At 63.8% G+C, this 16624-nt stretch carries 16 protein-coding genes; 4 read left to right on the top strand and 12 right to left on the bottom strand.

Annotation, left to right across the window (positions count from 1 at the left end; translation table 11 throughout):
- Positions 1–139 precede the first annotated feature (139 nt).
- From K323_RS0114705 to K323_RS0114695, 3 genes are read left to right on the top strand one after another with little or no spacing between them, the layout of a single operon-like run.
- Positions 140–568 carry a YciI family protein gene (locus K323_RS0114705; RefSeq protein WP_022886039.1) on the top strand — a complete coding sequence of 143 codons (429 nt, stop codon included), beginning with the start codon at positions 140–142 and terminating at the stop codon, positions 566–568.
- A 40-nt stretch (positions 569–608) separates the two neighbouring features.
- Complete coding sequence (locus tag K323_RS0114700) at positions 609–1886, top strand: RNA polymerase sigma factor (RefSeq protein WP_022886038.1); 1278 nt, start codon at positions 609–611, stop codon at positions 1884–1886.
- Positions 1887–1943: 57 nt separating this feature from the next.
- Positions 1944–2447 (top strand): GNAT family N-acetyltransferase, encoded by a 504-nt coding sequence (locus tag K323_RS0114695; protein ID WP_022886037.1) that lies wholly within the window; start codon positions 1944–1946, stop codon positions 2445–2447.
- Between the two features lie 22 nt (positions 2448–2469).
- On the opposite strand, the gene K323_RS0114690 is transcribed toward K323_RS0114695, so the two are convergent.
- From K323_RS0114690 to K323_RS26335, 12 genes are all read right to left on the bottom strand, one after another.
- Positions 2470–3534 (bottom strand): Gfo/Idh/MocA family protein, encoded by a 1065-nt coding sequence (locus K323_RS0114690; RefSeq protein WP_022886036.1) that lies wholly within the window; start codon positions 3532–3534, stop codon positions 2470–2472.
- Complete coding sequence (locus K323_RS0114685; RefSeq protein ID WP_245570994.1) at positions 3531–4580, bottom strand: Gfo/Idh/MocA family protein; 1050 nt, start codon at positions 4578–4580, stop codon at positions 3531–3533. The genes K323_RS0114690 and K323_RS0114685 overlap by 4 nt, the downstream gene beginning before the upstream one ends.
- A complete protein-coding gene (locus tag K323_RS0114680) occupies positions 4577–5437 on the bottom strand; it encodes a carbohydrate ABC transporter permease (protein WP_022886034.1) in 861 nt (286 codons plus the stop codon). The genes K323_RS0114685 and K323_RS0114680 overlap by 4 nt, the downstream gene beginning before the upstream one ends.
- The gene (locus tag K323_RS0114675; RefSeq protein ID WP_022886033.1) at positions 5427–6398 is read right to left on the bottom strand and encodes a carbohydrate ABC transporter permease; all 972 of its coding nucleotides are present in this window, start codon (positions 6396–6398) and stop codon (positions 5427–5429) included. The genes K323_RS0114680 and K323_RS0114675 overlap by 11 nt, the downstream gene beginning before the upstream one ends.
- A gap of 4 nt (positions 6399–6402) precedes the next feature.
- Positions 6403–7698 carry an ABC transporter substrate-binding protein gene (locus K323_RS0114670; protein ID WP_022886032.1) on the bottom strand — a complete coding sequence of 432 codons (1296 nt, stop codon included), beginning with the start codon at positions 7696–7698 and terminating at the stop codon, positions 6403–6405.
- Between the two features lie 79 nt (positions 7699–7777).
- Entirely contained in the window at positions 7778–8968 is a 1191-nt protein-coding gene (locus K323_RS0114665; protein ID WP_026851683.1) for a Gfo/Idh/MocA family protein, read from the bottom strand.
- Positions 8965–10200 carry an ROK family transcriptional regulator gene (locus K323_RS26340; protein WP_051147376.1) on the bottom strand — a complete coding sequence of 412 codons (1236 nt, stop codon included), beginning with the start codon at positions 10198–10200 and terminating at the stop codon, positions 8965–8967. Before K323_RS26340 ends, K323_RS0114665 begins: the two co-directional genes overlap by 4 nt.
- A gap of 183 nt (positions 10201–10383) precedes the next feature.
- On the bottom strand, positions 10384–11295 hold the full coding sequence (locus tag K323_RS0114655) for a carbohydrate ABC transporter permease (protein WP_022886031.1): 912 nt from the start codon (positions 11293–11295) through the stop codon (positions 10384–10386).
- Positions 11292–12290 (bottom strand): carbohydrate ABC transporter permease, encoded by a 999-nt coding sequence (locus K323_RS0114650; protein ID WP_022886030.1) that lies wholly within the window; start codon positions 12288–12290, stop codon positions 11292–11294. Before K323_RS0114650 ends, K323_RS0114655 begins: the two co-directional genes overlap by 4 nt.
- Positions 12287–13699, bottom strand: a complete 1413-nt coding sequence (ngcE, locus tag K323_RS0114645) for an N-acetylglucosamine/diacetylchitobiose ABC transporter substrate-binding protein (protein ID WP_022886029.1) — start codon at positions 13697–13699, stop codon at positions 12287–12289. The genes K323_RS0114650 and ngcE overlap by 4 nt, the downstream gene beginning before the upstream one ends.
- A 28-nt stretch (positions 13700–13727) precedes the next feature.
- On the bottom strand, positions 13728–14501 hold the full coding sequence (locus K323_RS0114640) for a sugar isomerase domain-containing protein (protein ID WP_022886028.1): 774 nt from the start codon (positions 14499–14501) through the stop codon (positions 13728–13730).
- A 6-nt stretch (positions 14502–14507) separates the two neighbouring features.
- Entirely contained in the window at positions 14508–15494 is a 987-nt protein-coding gene (locus K323_RS26335) for a MurR/RpiR family transcriptional regulator (protein WP_022886027.1), read from the bottom strand.
- Positions 15495–15563: 69 nt separating this feature from the next.
- Here K323_RS26335 and K323_RS28970 point away from each other — a divergent pair, with 69 nt between their 5' ends.
- Entirely contained in the window at positions 15564–16607 is a 1044-nt protein-coding gene (locus K323_RS28970) for an N-acetylglucosamine kinase (protein ID WP_022886026.1), read from the top strand.
- The last annotated feature ends 17 nt before the right edge of the window (positions 16608–16624 follow it).

The raw sequence follows: 16624 nt of genomic DNA, 5'->3' as shown, positions 1-16624 counted from the left end.
GAATCGGGGGACAGGGATAGAGGGCAGAAGAAGAATCTCTCAGAATATTCCGTAGGAAATGTCGATCTGCGAGAGTGTCATTCGACGTCAGTGCAGAGGCGGCCGAATCCGGTGGCCCCGAACAGAAGGAGACACTCCCATGAGGTACATGCTGATCATGCGTTCTACGTCCGAGGCCCAGACTGCAGCGAAGGACATCCCGTTCGACGACATCATCAACGCGATGGGCGAATACAACGAGTCACTCATCAAGGCTGGTGTGCTGCTCGGGGGCGAGGGGCTCACCGACGCGAAGGAGGGCCTCGTCGTCGACTTCGCGTCGACACCACCGGTCGTGACCGATGGGCCATACGCGGAAGCGAAGGAGCTGTTCTCCGGCTTCTGGATCCTCGAGACGTCCACGAAGGAAGAGGCCGCCGAATGGGCCAGACGATGCCCGCTCGGCCCCGGTTCCACTCTGGAGGTTCGCCGCATCATTGAGGCGTCAGAGTTCGACCAGGACAACGAGCACATCAAGCGCGAAGTGGCCTGGCGCGCCGAGAACGAGCAGGGTGTGGTCGCGGGCTGAGCCGCGACCTCGAAGACGACGAATCACGAGCACACACGCCATGACCGCAGAAACGGGCTCAGGAGCGGCCGAGAACGCCGGCCGTTCCAGGCGCGCCGTCGAAGCCGTGTGGCGCATCGAGTCGGCCAGGATCGTCGCCACCCTGACCCGCATAGTCGGGGATCTCGGCCTCGCGGAAGACCTCGCCCAGGAGGCACTGGTCGACGCGCTCGCTCAGTGGCCGAAGTCTGGCGTCCCGCGGAATGCGGGCGCCTGGCTGACGGCGGTCGCCAAACGCAAGGCGATCGACGGCTGGCGCCGCGCCGAACGCCGGGGCCAGCGTTATGCCGCGATGGGCCATGACCTGGCCAGCCGAGTCGACCCGGATGCACCGCCGTGGGACCCGAATCAGATCGACGACGACCTGCTGCGGCTGGTTTTCATCTCGTGCCACCCGGTGCTCAGCCGGGAGGCGCAGGTCGCCCTGACCCTCCGGGTCGTCGGCGGTCTGACGAGTGAGGAAGTCGCCAGGGCGTTCCTGGTGCCGACCGCTACCGTGCAGCAGCGGATCGTGCGGGCCAAGAAGACCCTGAGCGCGGCGAAGGTTCCATTCGAAGTACCGGACCGCAGCGAATATCCCGAGCGTCTCAGCTCGGTCTTCGGCGTGCTCTACCTGATCTTCAACGAGGGCTACGCGGCAACCGCCGGCGACGACTGGATGCGCCCAGAGCTCTGCCACGAGGCGCTCCGTCTCGCCCGCCAGGTCGCCGAGCTGGTGCCCCGCGAGCCGGAGGCGCACGCACTCGTTGCGCTGATGGAACTCCAGGCCTCGCGGTTCGGGGCCCGCACCACTCGCACTGGAGAGCCGATCCTGCTGCTCGATCAGAATCGGGCGAAATGGGATCGCGCTCAGATCGTGAGAGGGCAGAAAGCCCTGGTGAGAGCGGATGCCACCGGCCGGGGCCGCGGCTCGTATGGGCTCCAGGCGGCCATCGCCGAGTGTCACGCCACCGCGCCCACCGCCGGTGACACCGATTGGGGCCGGATCGTGCTGCTCTACGAGGCGCTCGGCCGGCTCGCCCCATCACCCGTTGTTGAGTTGAACCGAGCCGTTGCCGTCTCGATGGCCGTCGGCCCGGCATCCGCTCTGCGGATCGTCGACCAGCTGGTCGACGCAGGGGATCTTGCCGGATACCACCTGCTGCCGAGCGTGCGAGGCGAACTGCTCGCCCGCCTCGGACGCAAAAAAGAGGCGCGCCGGGAGTTCGAGAGGGCCGCCAGGCTCACCGGCAACGAGCGCGAACGATCGGTGCTGCTCGCGAAGTCGGCCGCGCTCTGACCCACGCGCGGCCTCCCGCTGGCGCGGCCGTCGCCATGCCGCGCATAGGCTGGTGGCATGAGCGCGCCGTACCGACCGATGGCCCTCGAGCTCGAGACCGAACGACTGGCGCTGCGCCTCTGGGACGAACCAGATGCCGCCGGATACCGGGAACTCGTCGGAGAGCGCGGCGACCCCCTGCCAACGCTCGGCGAGGCGACAAAAGAGATAACGGATGCCAGGGCCAACACCCCTGCGCGCGGAATCGCCACACTGGCCATCCGCCCCCGTGACGGCGGCGAGTTCATCGGATATTGCGGGCTGGTCGTCGGTCGTTCAACAATCGAGGAGCCGGAGATCGCCTATGAGCTCCTGCCCCGCGCACACGGGCACGGTTATGCGACCGAGGCTGCCAGGGCGATCCTGGATGCCGCAAAGGCCACCGGGCGCACCAGGCTCTGGTCGACGGTCCGCTCCTGGAACACTCCGTCGTTCCGTGTGCTCGAGAAAATCGGCTTCCGGCGCGATCGAACGGTGACGGATGACCGGGGCGAGCTGGTCTGGTTGGTCCGCGACCTGTAAGCGCGTCGAAGGTATCGCTCGTCTAGCCTGCCGCGATGGTGACCGGCCGACCTTCCGCTGCGGAGCGCCTGGCTGCATCCATGATCTCGAGAGTTCGCAGCCCGACAGAGCCGTCTGGTTGCGGAACCACGCGTGGGCTGGACCCCGGCCGCGGCGAGCCAGACTGCCGTACGGCAGCGATGAATTCGGTCAGGAGCAACTCGTCGAGGTTGGTGCCGTACCCGAGGTGGATCGGACCATCCGATCCGGTTCCTGCGACGTGCTCCGCGAAGGGCTCGATCAGTGCGGAACCGCCTGTGCCGGTCACCTGCAGGCTCAGCCCGCCCCAGGTCGCCGCGGCATCCGGCTGGCTCCATGAGCAGTCGATGGTTGCGATGAGACCTCCCGGATAGGTGACGGTGACGAGGCCTCCGGTCTCCACGTCGATGTCCTTGTCGGCGTGCAGGATGCGGTTTGACACTGCGTACACGCTGTCGGCGCGGGAGCCGCCGGTGATTGCGTCAATGAGGTCGGCACAGTGGACGACATGATCGACGATCGCGCCTCCCCCGGCCAGCTCGGCGTCGGCGAACCACCGGCGTGAATCGATGGGGAGCTTGCCGTTGTTCGTGCCGTTGATCGCGAACAGGTCGCCGAGACGATCGTCAGCAACCAGTCCCTGTAGTGCGCGGAAGCTCGGTGAGAATCGCACAGGGTAAGCGAGCATGAGGATCACACCGGCCCGTGCACAGGCGTCGACCATCGCCCTACCGTCTGCCACCGTCGTCGCAAGCGGCTTCTCGCACAGCACGTGCACCCCAGCGGTGGCAGCACGCTCCACCAGTTCGCGATGGCGCGAGTTCTCGCTGGCAACAATGACGGCGTCTGGCTGCCAGGCAAAGAGCGCGTCATAGTCGTCGACATAGTCGATCCCGATTCGCGCGGCCAGTTCGGCGCCACGGGGCGAGAGATCAGGAGCCGATGCGCCGTCGGGGTCGGCAGCGAGTACCTCGACCCCCGGCATGGCCGCGAGTGTGTACGCGTACGACAGGGCGTGACTATGGGCGAAGGAGACGATTGCGACCTTCACTGTTGACGTGGTGTTCATGCTGCAGCCTCCGTACTCGCGGCGAACTCGGACATGACGATGACGGATGCGGTGGCCAACGACATCCGAGCGGCCTGCGCCAGTTCGACGGCGGTGACACCGTCTGCGGCGCTGACCCTGGGCTCCGCACCGCCTGCGAACGCCGCAGCGAACTCACGGATCTCTGTGAGGTACGGACTCTCCCGCAGCGGAGAGGCCGGGATGACGAGATCGGGTGACACCTGCTGCAGGTCGAGGGTGAGGCCGGAGTTGGCGCTTGAGGAGTAGTTCAGGACGCCGACGCTCCCCGCGATCGAGAAACCGGTGGTGAAGGGTGTGCCCACCGCTCCCCAGGTGGCCCGCACGTGTGAGATCGCTCCGCCTGCATGCGTGAGCGTGACGTGGGCCGAGACGAATGAAGGAACCACGTTGTCCACCGTCGGCGGGTTCTGCACCGCGTACACGGTTTCGACGTCGCCGCAGATCCATCGTGCCTGGTCAAGGTCGTGGATCATCAGGTCCATGATGATTCCCCCTGAGGCCGCATCGTCCTGAAACCAGGTGCCGATGGCCGGGCTGGAGCCCCCGCGGTGGAACCGTGCAACAGCGACCTCCCCGATGCGGCCGTCAGCGACCGCCTGATGTGCCGTTGCATACGGTGCCGTGAAGCGCACGACGTGGGCCGGGTACACCTGCACACCGGCCTTCGCCGCCGCCGCCGCGATCTCGCCGGAATCGGCCGGAGTCATCGCGAGCGGCTTTTCGCAGACCACGTGCTTGCGCGCCGTGATCGCGGCGAGGGCGAAGTCCCGATGTGTTGTCGTCGGCGTGACGATGTCCACGAAGTCCACTTCACGAAGGAGCGCGTCAAGGGTCGTCACCACCTCCAGGTCATATCGAGCGGCGAGCTCCGCAGCCCCTCGTTCCGAATAGACCAGCACCCGGGCACCGAGTGCCTTCCAGGCCGGTGCGTGCACCCGGGAGATGGCCCCGGCCCCGATCAAACCGACGACAGGGAATGGGTCGTTCGCTGTTCCAGCGGCTGCGTACATGGTGTTTTCTCTCATTTCAGGCCTGCGAAGGCAATGCCTTCAACGACACGGCGCTGAAGGGCGACGAATACGATCAGGATCGGCGCCATGGCCATGAGCGATGCGGCCATCAGTACGCCGGTGTCAACGCTCCCCTGATATCCCTGCAGGGTCGCCAGTCCAACCGACAACGGCATGTTGTCCGGGCTGCTGGCCACAACAAGCGGCCAGAGCAGGTCGTTCCACGATGCCAGCACGGTGATGATGGCGAGCGAGATGAGCCCCGGTTTGGCCAGTGGCATCATGACGCGGGTGAAGATCTGCCAGCTGTTGCACCCATCGAGGCGAGCAGCCTGCTCGAGCTCCGCCGGCATCGCCTTGAAGAACTGCATCATCAGGAACGTACCGAAGGCGCTGAAGAGGCCGGGCGCCGCTATGCCGGCGATCGTGTCGAGCAGCCCCACGCTCTGGACGATCTGGTACTGCGGGATGAGGTAGACCTGGGTCGGCACCATCAGGATCGACAGGAGGACAGCGAGCAGGATCCCCTTGAACCGGAAGTGCATCCTCGCGAATGCGTAACCGGCCATGGAACACAGGATGAGCTGCGCGAGGGTGCGGAGCACGGTGACCGCGAGCGACACCCAGAACTGGCTGAGGAACGGCACGCGCGTGAAGACTTCCGCGAAGTTGTTCCACTCGAAGCTGGAGGGCCAGAGTGTCGGCGGGATCGACATGATGTCGGCCTCCGTCGATATCGACATCTTCACCTGCCACAGGAACGGGAAGATCATCAGCAGCGAGCCGATGATGAGGACGACGTGCGCCCCCCGGTTGTGACCGGCGATCGAGCCGCCCCGTGCATTTCTCGTCTGCATGTTGTTAATCGGCATAGTGCACCCATCTGCGCTGGAGCCGGAATTGGACCAGGGTGAACAGCCCGATGATCAGCAGGATCAGCACACCGATGGCCGACGCATAACCCTTCTCGTTCGCTCCGAACGCTGCGTCGTAAAAGAGGAAGACCAGTGACTGGGTCTTTGGCATGACCGGGTTGGTCGGGCCGAGCAGCGCGTAGAGCATGTCGAACAGCTGGAATCCGGCGATGAACGTCATCACCGATAGGAAGAAGATGGAAGGCGTGAGAAGGGGAACGGTGATGGAGCGAAACTGGCGCCCCTTTCCCGCACCGTCGATCGCACTCGCCTCGTAGAGCTCAGGCGGTATTCCCTTGAGTCCGGCGGAGAGGATGATCATGTTGAAACCGATCGACATCCAGAGCCCCACGATGGCCACCGCCACCAGAGAGAACCACTCGGTGGAGATCCATGCCGGGCCTTCAATGCCGACCACTCGCAGTGTGGAGTTGATCACCCCGTAGTCGTTGTTGTAGATGATCCGCCACACCATCGAGATGGCCGTCGGCATTGCAATGTACGGCAGGAAGAAGCAGGTGCGGTAGATCATGGCGAACCGCAGACCCGGCCGGTTCAACAGCGCAGCGAACACAACGGCGATCGGAATCCCGACCAGCAGGATGCCGGTGTACACGAGCGTGTTGACGATGGCCCGAAGAACGTCTGGGTCCTGCATGAGCCGCACGTAATTCTCGACCCCGGTCCAGGTCGAGCCGCCAAATACTCCCCATTCGGTGAAGCTGTAGTACACCGACTGCAGCAGCGGCCACAGGTAGAAGAGCCCGATACCGGCAGCAAGCGGCAGTATGAAGAGCGCCGGCCACCAGCCGTCTGGCGAGTGTCGCTTTCGCGCGAGGCGCGTCGCACCTCCCCCGCCAGGGGCGGGAGCCTGGGCCGCCTGCATCCCCGACCCCGCCCGTTCGATCGTTTCCGACATCGGGCTACTTTTCCTTGGCCAGGGCTTCGTTCATCTGGTCTGCAAGGTCTTTCGCGACGTCGGCGACAGGCCGCTCGCCGGAGAACGCCTGCGGAAGGAGGTCGAGTTCGACCTTGTTCCAGGCGCCGGTGTTCTTCGATACGGGGTACGCCTCCGCGTAGTCGGTGGCTGCATCCTCGAACACCTGGAGGTTCATCCCCGGCGCCGAATCGACGAAGTCCTGCTGGGTGCCGTTGAAGGCAGGGTTCGCTGCGCCTGCCTCTGCCTGGATCAACGCGGCCTCCTCCGAACCGAGGTAGCTGAGGAACGCCTGCGCTGCCTCCGGATTGTCAGAGTGGGCGCTCATGGCGTTTGCAACCCCGTGGATGACGGTCTTTCGTTCCCCCGTCGGCGCCAGTGGCAGTTCCGCCACGGACACGTCAGCAGCGACGGCCGATTCGAGGACGCCGGAGACCCTCCAGTTGCCACCCCAGACCAGGCCGACCTGGCCATTCAGGAACCGGTCGAAGCCCTCAGTGTCGGCGTTGGCGGCCGGCGTGAGGCTAGAACCGTCTGCCACCATATCCGCCCAGAACTGCAGCGCCTCGACGGCCTCAGGGCTGTCGTAGCCGGACTTGTCGCCGTCGATGATGGTGCCGCCGTTGCTGAGCACGGCCGGGTAGACGTTCTCCTGATTGCGCGTACTGTCGCCTGAGCCGATGATGCCCTCACCGCCCAGGGTGTCCGAGATCTTCTTCGCGGCAGCGTGGTAGTCATCCCAGGTCCAGTCGGCGGTCGGCGCTTCGACCCCGGCTCTGGCGAGAATCGCCTTGTTGTAGAAGAGGGCGATCGTGTCGAAGTCCTTCGGCACCCCATACTGAGTCCCGTCGTATGTGTAGATGTCGTTCATCGCCGATGGGTAGTTCGACGGGTCGAACAGGTCGGCATCCTCAAACGGTTCGAGCGGCGCGAGCATGTCGTTGGATGCGAAGAGCTGCAGGTTCGGCCCGTTCATCCAGAAGACATCAGGCAGCGTTCCGGATGAGCCCTGGGTCTGCAGCTTGGTGAAGTACTGCGGGAACGCCGTCAATTCGACTGAAACGTCGACGTTCGGATAGGTCGTGTTGAAGTCAGCGATCAGTTTCTCCATCGCCGGCTGCTGGTTCACATCCCAGATGGCGTACGAGATGTCACCTGTCACGGAGGCAGGGTCTTCGGGGAGGTTGATTGGTCCCGTGGCGTCGCCGCTCGAGCCGGATGTACAACCAGACAAGAGCAGCGCCACGGCTGCGGCGCCGATGATCGCGTGAGGAAAACGCATGGGAAACTCCTTCTTCATTGATGGGAAATGCGGATGCCTGCGATGACCGGGAGTGGCGCAGGACGGGTGTTGACACGCCTCAACGAGGCGCTGATTGTGGTGTCTGGTGGTCATCGAAGTACCGGAGCACCTCGTCTGGAACAGGCGGGATCACGCGAGGTGTCGACCCGTCGCGCAACGACTCGGCAGCCATGATTCCGGTGGCAACGGCCTGCCGCGCTGCGACCGGCGAAGTGTCAGTCGCTCCTCCCGAGCGAACGAAGCGAATGAACTCGCCCATGGTGAGTTCGTCGGCCCCGCCGTGACCCTCCACGTCGCCGTCGATGGTGTACTCGATGTCTCCTTCGAGTTGGTATTCGTGGCGTCGGTTCCAGACCCGAATGACGCCGCCGGCCGAGTCACCGAAGTTCTCGGCTCTCCCCCGGGTTCCGATGACGGTGTAGTTGCGCCAATAGTCCGGCGTGAAGTGGCACTGTTCATACGAGGCGAGCACGCCGTTGGCCAGGCGCATGTGCACCAGTGAGATGTCTTCGACGTCGATCACGGGGTTCAGATCGGTCTGCGCCTGTGGCGGCCAATTGTCGTGACTGAACCAGTCGTCCAGCAGCCGATCGGAGTTGTCGCGTCGCGAGTCGACGTCGCCGTAGACCATGAGGTCGCCCATGGCCGTGACCTCTGTCGTGTACGCGCCGGCCAACCAGTGGATGACGTCGATGTCATGAGCACCCTTCTGCAGCAGCAGGCTGTTCACCCGTGACCGCTCAGCGTGCCAGTCCTTGAAGTAGTAGTCGCCGCCGTTGCCCACGAAGTGCCGGCACCAGATCGCCTTGACCTCACCAATTTCCCCGCGACCGATGATGTCACGCAGCATCCGCACAACGCTCATGTGCCGCATGTTGTGGCCGACATAGAGTTTGCTGCCGGATTCGAACGCGGCGGTGAGGATGCGGTCGGCGGCGGCCATCGTCGTCGCCAGCGGCTTCTCGAGGTAGACCGCGATGCCACTGCGCAACAGAAACTCCGCGACATCCGCGTGCGCGTCGTCAGGGACCGTGACGATCGCTGCATCGAGACCGGTGTCAGCCAACGTTCGGTAGTCCGTCGTGAATGCGATGTCGGCTCCGAAGAGTTCGCGTGCGCGTTCGGCGGCGGCCGGCCGCGGATCGGCGGCAACAACGAGCCGGGCATCACTGTGGTCTCCCACCAATCTGCCGATGTAGGCGCGTGATCCGACACCAACCAGTCCGACCCGGAGTGCGGCGGCGCTCATTCGGCCTCCCCGTTCGCGTCGCCGTGCACGATTTCGGGAACCGGTACTCCTTCGAGGCCGAAGAGTTCGGTGGAGCAGTCCTGGAATGCGAGAGCGAGTGCACCGAGCAGCGTTCCGTCGGAGCCGAGCGTCGATGCGACCATATTCGGCTTTCCCTCGATCATGATCAAACGATGCACTTCGGTTCGCAGCAGATCGACGAACGGTTCGCCGGAGCGTGAAAGGCCCCCGCCGACGATGATCAGGTCTGGGTCGAGCGCCAAGCTCACCGAGGCGATGTGCGACGCGATCTCGGAAACGAAGGTAGTCATTTCCGCGCCGGCCTCTGGCTCCCCTGCCAGGGCTTTGGCGAAAACGAGTTCGGCGGTCGGCGCCGATCGCCAGGTCAGCTGGCCGTTCACCGCGCTGCTGGTCCACCGCATCCCGCGCAGACTGCCGACCTCACCAGAGCTGCGGTGGAAACCGTGATGGATGTTGCCGTCCAGGGTGAGGGAGAGGGAGATGCGGTTGCCGATCTGAAAGTACAGAGTGTTGGAGACGAGCTGGGCGGCACCGAGGTGGTGTTCAGCAAAGGCGGCGAGCTTGATGTCGTTCTCGAGGAAGACGTGGCAGTCGAATGCCTGACCGATGCGCTTGGCGATGTCGATGCCGTTCCACTCTGGAACCACAAAGCTCTGCGAGATCCGGCCGTCGAACCCGACGATCCCTGAAACTCCGACGCACGCAACCTGGAGTTTGGCCGGTGGGATGCCCGCCGTCTCCAGCGCATCGTGCATGGTCGCAATAACTTCCTCCACCCGTTGCATGGCGCTGAGTTCGCCGGTGTCGTGTTTACCGGTGCCTGGTGCGCCAGTGCCGTGCTGACCTGTGCCTTTTCTACTGTCGGCGCCGATCTCCCGATGCGCTCGCGCAACGACCCTGCCCTGCAGGTCGGCGAGCACAACCCGGATATTGCGTGGCCCAGCATCGACGCCGGCGACGATGGCGTGCTCGGCCTCGAACTGGAACCGTCTGGCCGGTCTGCCGCCGTTGGCCGTACTGGCGTCTGCGGGTGCGGCGGAGAGGAGCCCGTGGCTTTCAAGGCCTGCGATGACGGCGTCGACTGTTGGACGGGAGAGCCCGGTTCGCTGCGCGACATCACTGATGCTCAGCGTCCCCTGCGACGTTCGCAGCACGTGCACGCAGGTCAGAGCGTTGGCGTGACGGATGTCTGCTGGGCTCGGTGTGTTCACGGGCGCACGCCTTTCATCGGCCGGATTACCGATCAGGGTCAACCGGTTCCAGTTACGATAGCAGGTTATGTAACCACCTGTCTAAACCCGATTCTTGACGCGTGCCTCACAACATCCGTCACGCGCACGGCACGTCTCTCGAGTGTCGCAACAACCGTGGCACAACCGTCCGTTGTCCTCGAGTTACTTGTTGGTTCCCTGCGAAACAGAACCCTGCAGCTGGCGCTGGAAGATCAGGTAGACGATCAGCACGGGAATGACGGTGATGATGACGGCCGCAAACAGGGCACCGGCATCGATCGAGTATCCCGCCTGCGCCGCGAACTGCGCCATGCCCTGGGTCAGCACGTAGTTGTCTGGATTCGTGTTAAGGGCGATGGGCAGCAGGAACTGGTTCCACAGCCCGACGAAGTTCAGGATCGCCACCGTCGCGAGCCCCGGCCTGGCCATCGGCAACATCACCTGGAAGAACGTACGCCATTCACCGGCGCCGTCGATGGCTGCCGCTTCTGCGATTGACGTCGACAGGGATTTGAAGAACGAGAACAGGAAGAACACGGTGAACGGAAAGGCGAACGCCGTATAGGTGATGATCATCCCCAGAAGGGTATTGAGCAATCCCGTGCTCTGGAGCACGAAGAACAACGGAACGATGGCGAGGAAGATCGGGAAGGTCAGGCCGGCGAGCATCAGGTAGTAGATCGCCCGGCTTCCCGGAAACTGGAATCGCGCCAGGACATAAGCCGACATCGAACCGAACAGCATGGTGAGGATCAACGCGCCGAATACGACGATGATCGTGTTGGAGAAGAAGCTCCCGATTCCGGATGTCGTCCAGGCGTTCACGTAGTTGTTGAAGCTCCACTCCTCCGGCAGCGCGAATGGCGACGCGAAGATCTCGGTTGTGGTCTTGAACGACGACAACAGGACCCACAGCATGGGGAGGATGACAATGATCGACCAGATCGTGAGGACAGTGTGCGAAACACTGCCGACGACTTTGTCGCCCGCCGTCGACGTCTGCTTGTTCGACGGGTTCGTCCTGCCCGAGTCGCGGCGGTCGCTGGTGGCTGGGTCAACGGTCGTGTTCGTCATTCGGCCACCTCATTGCTTCCGCCGGTGAGTCTGCTCACCAGGAACACGACACCGGCGAACAGGAGGGTGACCAGTGCGAGGATGACGCCCATGGCACAGGCGTAACCGAACTGTCCTTTCGTGAAAGCGGTGGTGAACAGCTGCTGGGACATCACGAGGGTGGAGTTGGCCGGACCTCCGCCCGACTCGAGTGCGGCCATGTAGACGAAGGCGTCAAGGGCCAGGATACCCATGTAGATGTACGCGGTCTGGATGTTGTCCCTGATGAGTGGAATCGTGATGGTCAGCGCGGTGCGCAGCCGGCCGGCGCCATCGATTCTCGCCGCTTCGTAGATTTCGGCAGGAATGCCCTTGATGGCGGCGATGAACAGCACCATGTAAAAGCCGATGAGGCTCCACACGATGACGAACATGACCGCCGGCATTGCCGTCTCGACATTGCCGAGCCAGGCGAACGCCTCGAACTGGTCGAGTCCGATACCGGTCAGCAGCCCATTCAGGATTCCGATGTTCGGGTCGTAGACCTGGGCCCAGATCAAACCGATCACAATCGCCGGAATGACGTAGGGGAAGAACGAGATGACGCGGTAGAAGCTGGCATTGCGGAGGCCTCGGATGGCGCCGCTACTCGGTCCGCCGATCGTGACGAGGGTCGCAAATATGAGCGCCACCCCCAGGGTGACGATTGGCAAAACGAGCGCAAGCGTGACGCTGTTCCCGACCGATTTGAGGAAGGTGGCGTCCTGGAAGAGCTTCACGTAGTTGGAAACACCGATGAAGTTCATGCCAGAGGTGAACCCCGACCAGTCCGTCAGCGAGTAATAAGCCGCCTGCACGAAGGGCGAGACGACGAAGACGATGTAGACGACGAGCGGGACGACGAGACAGACCACCATGAAGCTGATCTTGTCGAAGGTCAGGTCTTTACGGGTCCACCGCCGGGTGGCGGTCGTTCGACCGCCACCCGGGGCAACCTGCGCGTTGACAACTGTCACTTAACGGTGACCTTCTTGATGGCCGAGTCGCCCGCCACCTTGTCGGTGATGGCCTGAAGGTCAGCGGTCAGCGTTGCAACATCGGATCCGCCCTGAAGGAAGGTGTTCCACACCACCAGCTGGTCGGTGTTCATCCCATAGAGGTCGACGAAGTTCCAGGAGAAGACGTCAGAACCGGCCGCGTCGAGCATCGCGACCTGTGACACCAGCGCCGTCGATCCGAAGCCGTCTGCCGGGATCGTGTCCTTGACGATGGTCGACGAGAAGGTGGACTTCGCGAAGTTGACCGCCGCCTCCTGGGAGAGCATGGCCCGCAGGAACTCCTTGCCACCGGCGGCGTTCTTCGCCTTGGATGGCACGATGTATCCCTCACCGGCCGTGCTGTGGAGCGCCTCCCACGGGAGCTTCGAGCCGCTGGTCACCGTCGGTTCCGGCGCCCCGGTCATCTCGAACCCTTCTTTGGTCTGGCTCTTCATCTCGTTCTCGATCCAGCCTCCAGACGGGTACAGGACGAATTCTTCCGTGTTGCTCCACTGTGCCTGCGCGGCAGTGAACTGCGTTCCGGCTCCTCCAGGCTTCATGTAGCCGGCGTCGATGATCTTCTTCAGTCCGGTGAACGCGCCCTGCACCGGCGCCGAAGACCAGCAGTCAGGTTCGAGGTTGCCCAGGGCGAGACGCACCTCGTCGCCGCCCTCCTTGATTGCAGAGCTGATGGTCATGGTCTGGTAGTAGGTCGCGGCTTCCTTGCCCCAGCCGAGCAGGTACTTCCCTGCGGCCTGTGCCTTTGCGCCGAGATCCAGCATCTCGTCCCAGGTCTTCGGCACGGTCCATCCGTTCGCCTCGAACAGGGAGGCCGAGTACCACATCGCGTAGACCGTCAGCACGTAGTTCAACTGCACGAACTTGCCGTCGAACGTGCCTGGCTCGATGACGCCGGGGTACAGGGTGTCCTTGATGACCTTCCCCTCGTAGTTCTCGGCTTCGACGACCGACGTGAGGTCTTCCAGCTGATCCCTGATGGTGTTGATGCCGATGAGGTTGGCCCCGCTGTTATCGATGACATCCGGCGGGTCTCCGGCAACGAAACGAGGCTGCAGGGTCTGCGCGATGTTCGTCTGGGCCGTGACGTCGACGGTCGAACCGGCCTGCGCCTTTTCGACCTGCTTGCCGGCGAACGTCGCGTAGTCGATGCCGTAGCCACCCTTGAAGATCACGGCGTCTACCGTTGACTTGTCCACCATGCCGAACGGATTCGTCGCCGATACCGTGCCCGTCGCCCCACCGGTGGCGCCTCCGCCGCCCCCGCCGACGCACGACGTGAGTGCCGCGCCGAGCGGGATCATCACCGCTGTGACGAGTGCGCCTCGGAGAAAGTCTCGCCGCACCAGCGGCTTGCTCTGAATTTCCATTTTTACTGACCTCCGTCATTGGTTGTCATCAGGCATCGCGCCTGATCTTGTTGCGGTACAGATCTTCGAGTGAGCGGTTGTGTTCATCGCCGCCGGGGATATTGGCTGAGATGTACAGCGGCGGTGTTCTTCCGGCCTCCGCCAATCGCCGCGCGGTTTCCATCGTCAGGAGCTGCGCGATGAACGCAGAGGTGATCGATGACACCGCGCCGACGCCGACGCCGCCCGGAAGTTCGAGAGTGACGTCGCCGAACGGGGCCGTGTTGTCGATCACGACATCGGCCACCTCGCTCAGGCGCTTGCCACTGGGATGTTTGGGCTCAACCTGGTTGGTGTGCTGGAGGCTCGTCACAGCGATCACCTTGTGTCCGCGCTCCTGCGCCAGGAGCGCCAGCCCAACGACGGAACCGTTGACGCCGGAATTCGAGGCGATGATGAAGACGTCCTCTGCTCCAATCGGCGAGATGTCGAGAAGTTCACCAACCACCCCGCCGTTCCGTTCGAGCTCCGAGCCTCCCAGGGAGTCGACACCGAGGCTCCCGCGCAGCACGACGTCACGCAGGGCGATCTTGTTGGTCGGGATTAGTCCACCGGCCCGCCCGGCGATCTCCATGGCGAATGCTTCGGAGTGGCCGGTGCCGAATGCCTGGATCACGCCGCCGTTCTCTATCGCAGTGACCAGCAGGTCGACCGCGGCATCGAATGCCCCAGAGCGCGCACCGGCGGCCAGCGCCTCAATTCGTGCGGTGACCTCGGTGGTGTACTGCTCTGCAAGGGCAGACGCGGATGCGATGTTCGACATGATCTCCTAGATTCGTTCCCTGGCCGGCGACACCGCGCCGGCCCGTTCGCGCGCTGTGTCCCGGGTTCGGCCCGGCTGCCGGTGATCCGACACAGCCATGGCCGACGCCGCCAGGTTGGTGGTCGTCCGCCCGAAGTCCTCCTGTGCGATCAACAGGTAGAGAAGATCCAACACCATCAACTGCACATGCTTGGCCGAGAGGTCGTCTGGCTGGAGAAAACGCTCGAATACCGAGGTGATGATCTGGCAGTCGGCAACCTCGACCAGCGCCGAGGTCGGATTGTTGCTGATGGCAACGGTGAACGCCCCGGCACGATGGGCCTGGCTCAACATCTGCACGGTCTCTTTGGTACGACCGGTGTTGGAGATGCCGATGGCCACGCAGCCGGCATCCTGAATGGCCGCACTGGTCAGGCCCGCGTGCACCTCCGCCCAATAATGGGAATTGATGCCGATCCTATACAGGCGCGCCTGCAACTCTCCGGCCAGGACGGCGCTCCCGCCGACGCCATAGATGTCGACATGGGTACTGGACGCAATGCGCCGGGAGATCTCCTTCATGAGCGGAAGATCCATGATCGAGGCGGTTTCCTGCAGCGAGCGAATGTGCGCATTCATCAGGGTGCTCAGCACCTCTGACGCCGGGTCATCAGCGCCGAATGCGCGACCGATGTCGGTGGTCCAGGTGTCCTGGGCCGACGTGCGCCCGACTTCGGTTGCGATGCTGACCCGGAACGAGGCGTAACCGGGGTAACCGATCAGCCGGCAGAAACGAGTGACGGTTGCTGCGGAGGTGCCAGAACTCCTTGCCAGGTCGCCGATCGACCCCTCGAGGGGAGCCAGCGGGTTCTCCAGAAGGAAGGCCGCGATCTTTCTCATCGTTCCGGACATTTCCGGAAGCCGAGCCTTGATCCGGTTGATGACGCCGATGGCGGGTTCCCTGGTGAAAGTTCGCATGGCAGTGGCACTCACGGGAATCCGTTTCTCCTTCATTGGAGTGAATCTGAAAACAATTCTTACGTTACAGTGTGTTCACATTACACGGAACACGAAACGGTAACGATGTGCACAGTCCTGGCAATCGACGCGGGTGGTACCACCACGCGAGCGGTGATCGTTGACCGGTCCGGACGCTGCCTCGGACTCGGACTGGCCTCAAGCGGCAACCCGGTCTCGGGTGGAATCGATGCGGCAATGGCCTCGTTGGCTTCCGCCACACAGCGTGCGCGCGCGGCCATGGGGGCAGGGTCACAGAACGGAGCCGAACCCGATCAGTTCACCTCGGCGGTGGTCGCGATGGCCGGTGCAGGCCTGAACGCTCCCCTGGAGCAGATCAGCAGGGCGCTCGCCCCGCTCGGCCTGCGCGGACCTGTGGAGATCGTGCCAGACGTCCTGGCCACGTACTGTTCCGGAGCGCTCGCGCCGGATGGCTACGTCCTCGTCGCCGGCACGGGCGCGGTGGCAGCCCGAATCGAAGACCGCAGGCTCGCCGCTGTCTCCGACGGCCTGGGCTGGCTTCTCGGTGACGCCGGCTCCGGGTACTGGATCGGTCATCGAGTGGCCAGTGCGGTCACCGCATACCTCGACGGCCGCGCACCACAAACCGCACTCACCGATCTACTCCTGGCCGCACTGCAACTCCCAGCGCTGCAACTCCCAGCGCTGGCCGAGCACCGAGACGAGCGCCCAGTCGTCCTCCTGCAACTCCTGGGCGCACTGTACGCGATGCGACCGGCCGAGCTGTCCCGTTTCGCCCCACTTGCCTTCCAGGCCCGCGACGACGAGGTCGCACGCTCCATCCTCGTCGACGCTGCGGCCGCACTGGTCGACACTCTGAGTTCGGTCAGAGACCCCGCTGTCGATGGGCCGCTGGTGCTCGGAGGCAGCGTGTCGAGTGGGCTGCTGCTCGCCTTGCCAGGCGGTCCATTCGCCAGGAGCATACGTGAGGGCGCCCCGCCGATCACCGTCCCAGACGGTATCGCGGGTGCAGCGGTGCTGGGGCTCGAGCGCGCCGGCATCCCCGTCGACGAGGATACGTTCCAACAGATCACCAACGGCATCACCGCACTCCGAGATGCCGCACGGCTCGCTGGCGATTCACAATGAGTTCACCGGCTTTGAGC

It is taken from the genome of Glaciibacter superstes DSM 21135 (assembly GCF_000421145.1).
GTDB classification, from domain to species: Bacteria; Actinomycetota; Actinomycetes; order Actinomycetales; family Microbacteriaceae; genus Cryobacterium; species Cryobacterium superstes.
Note: the sequence above shows the minus strand (reverse complement) of the source record. Positions and strands in the feature narration are given on the sequence as shown.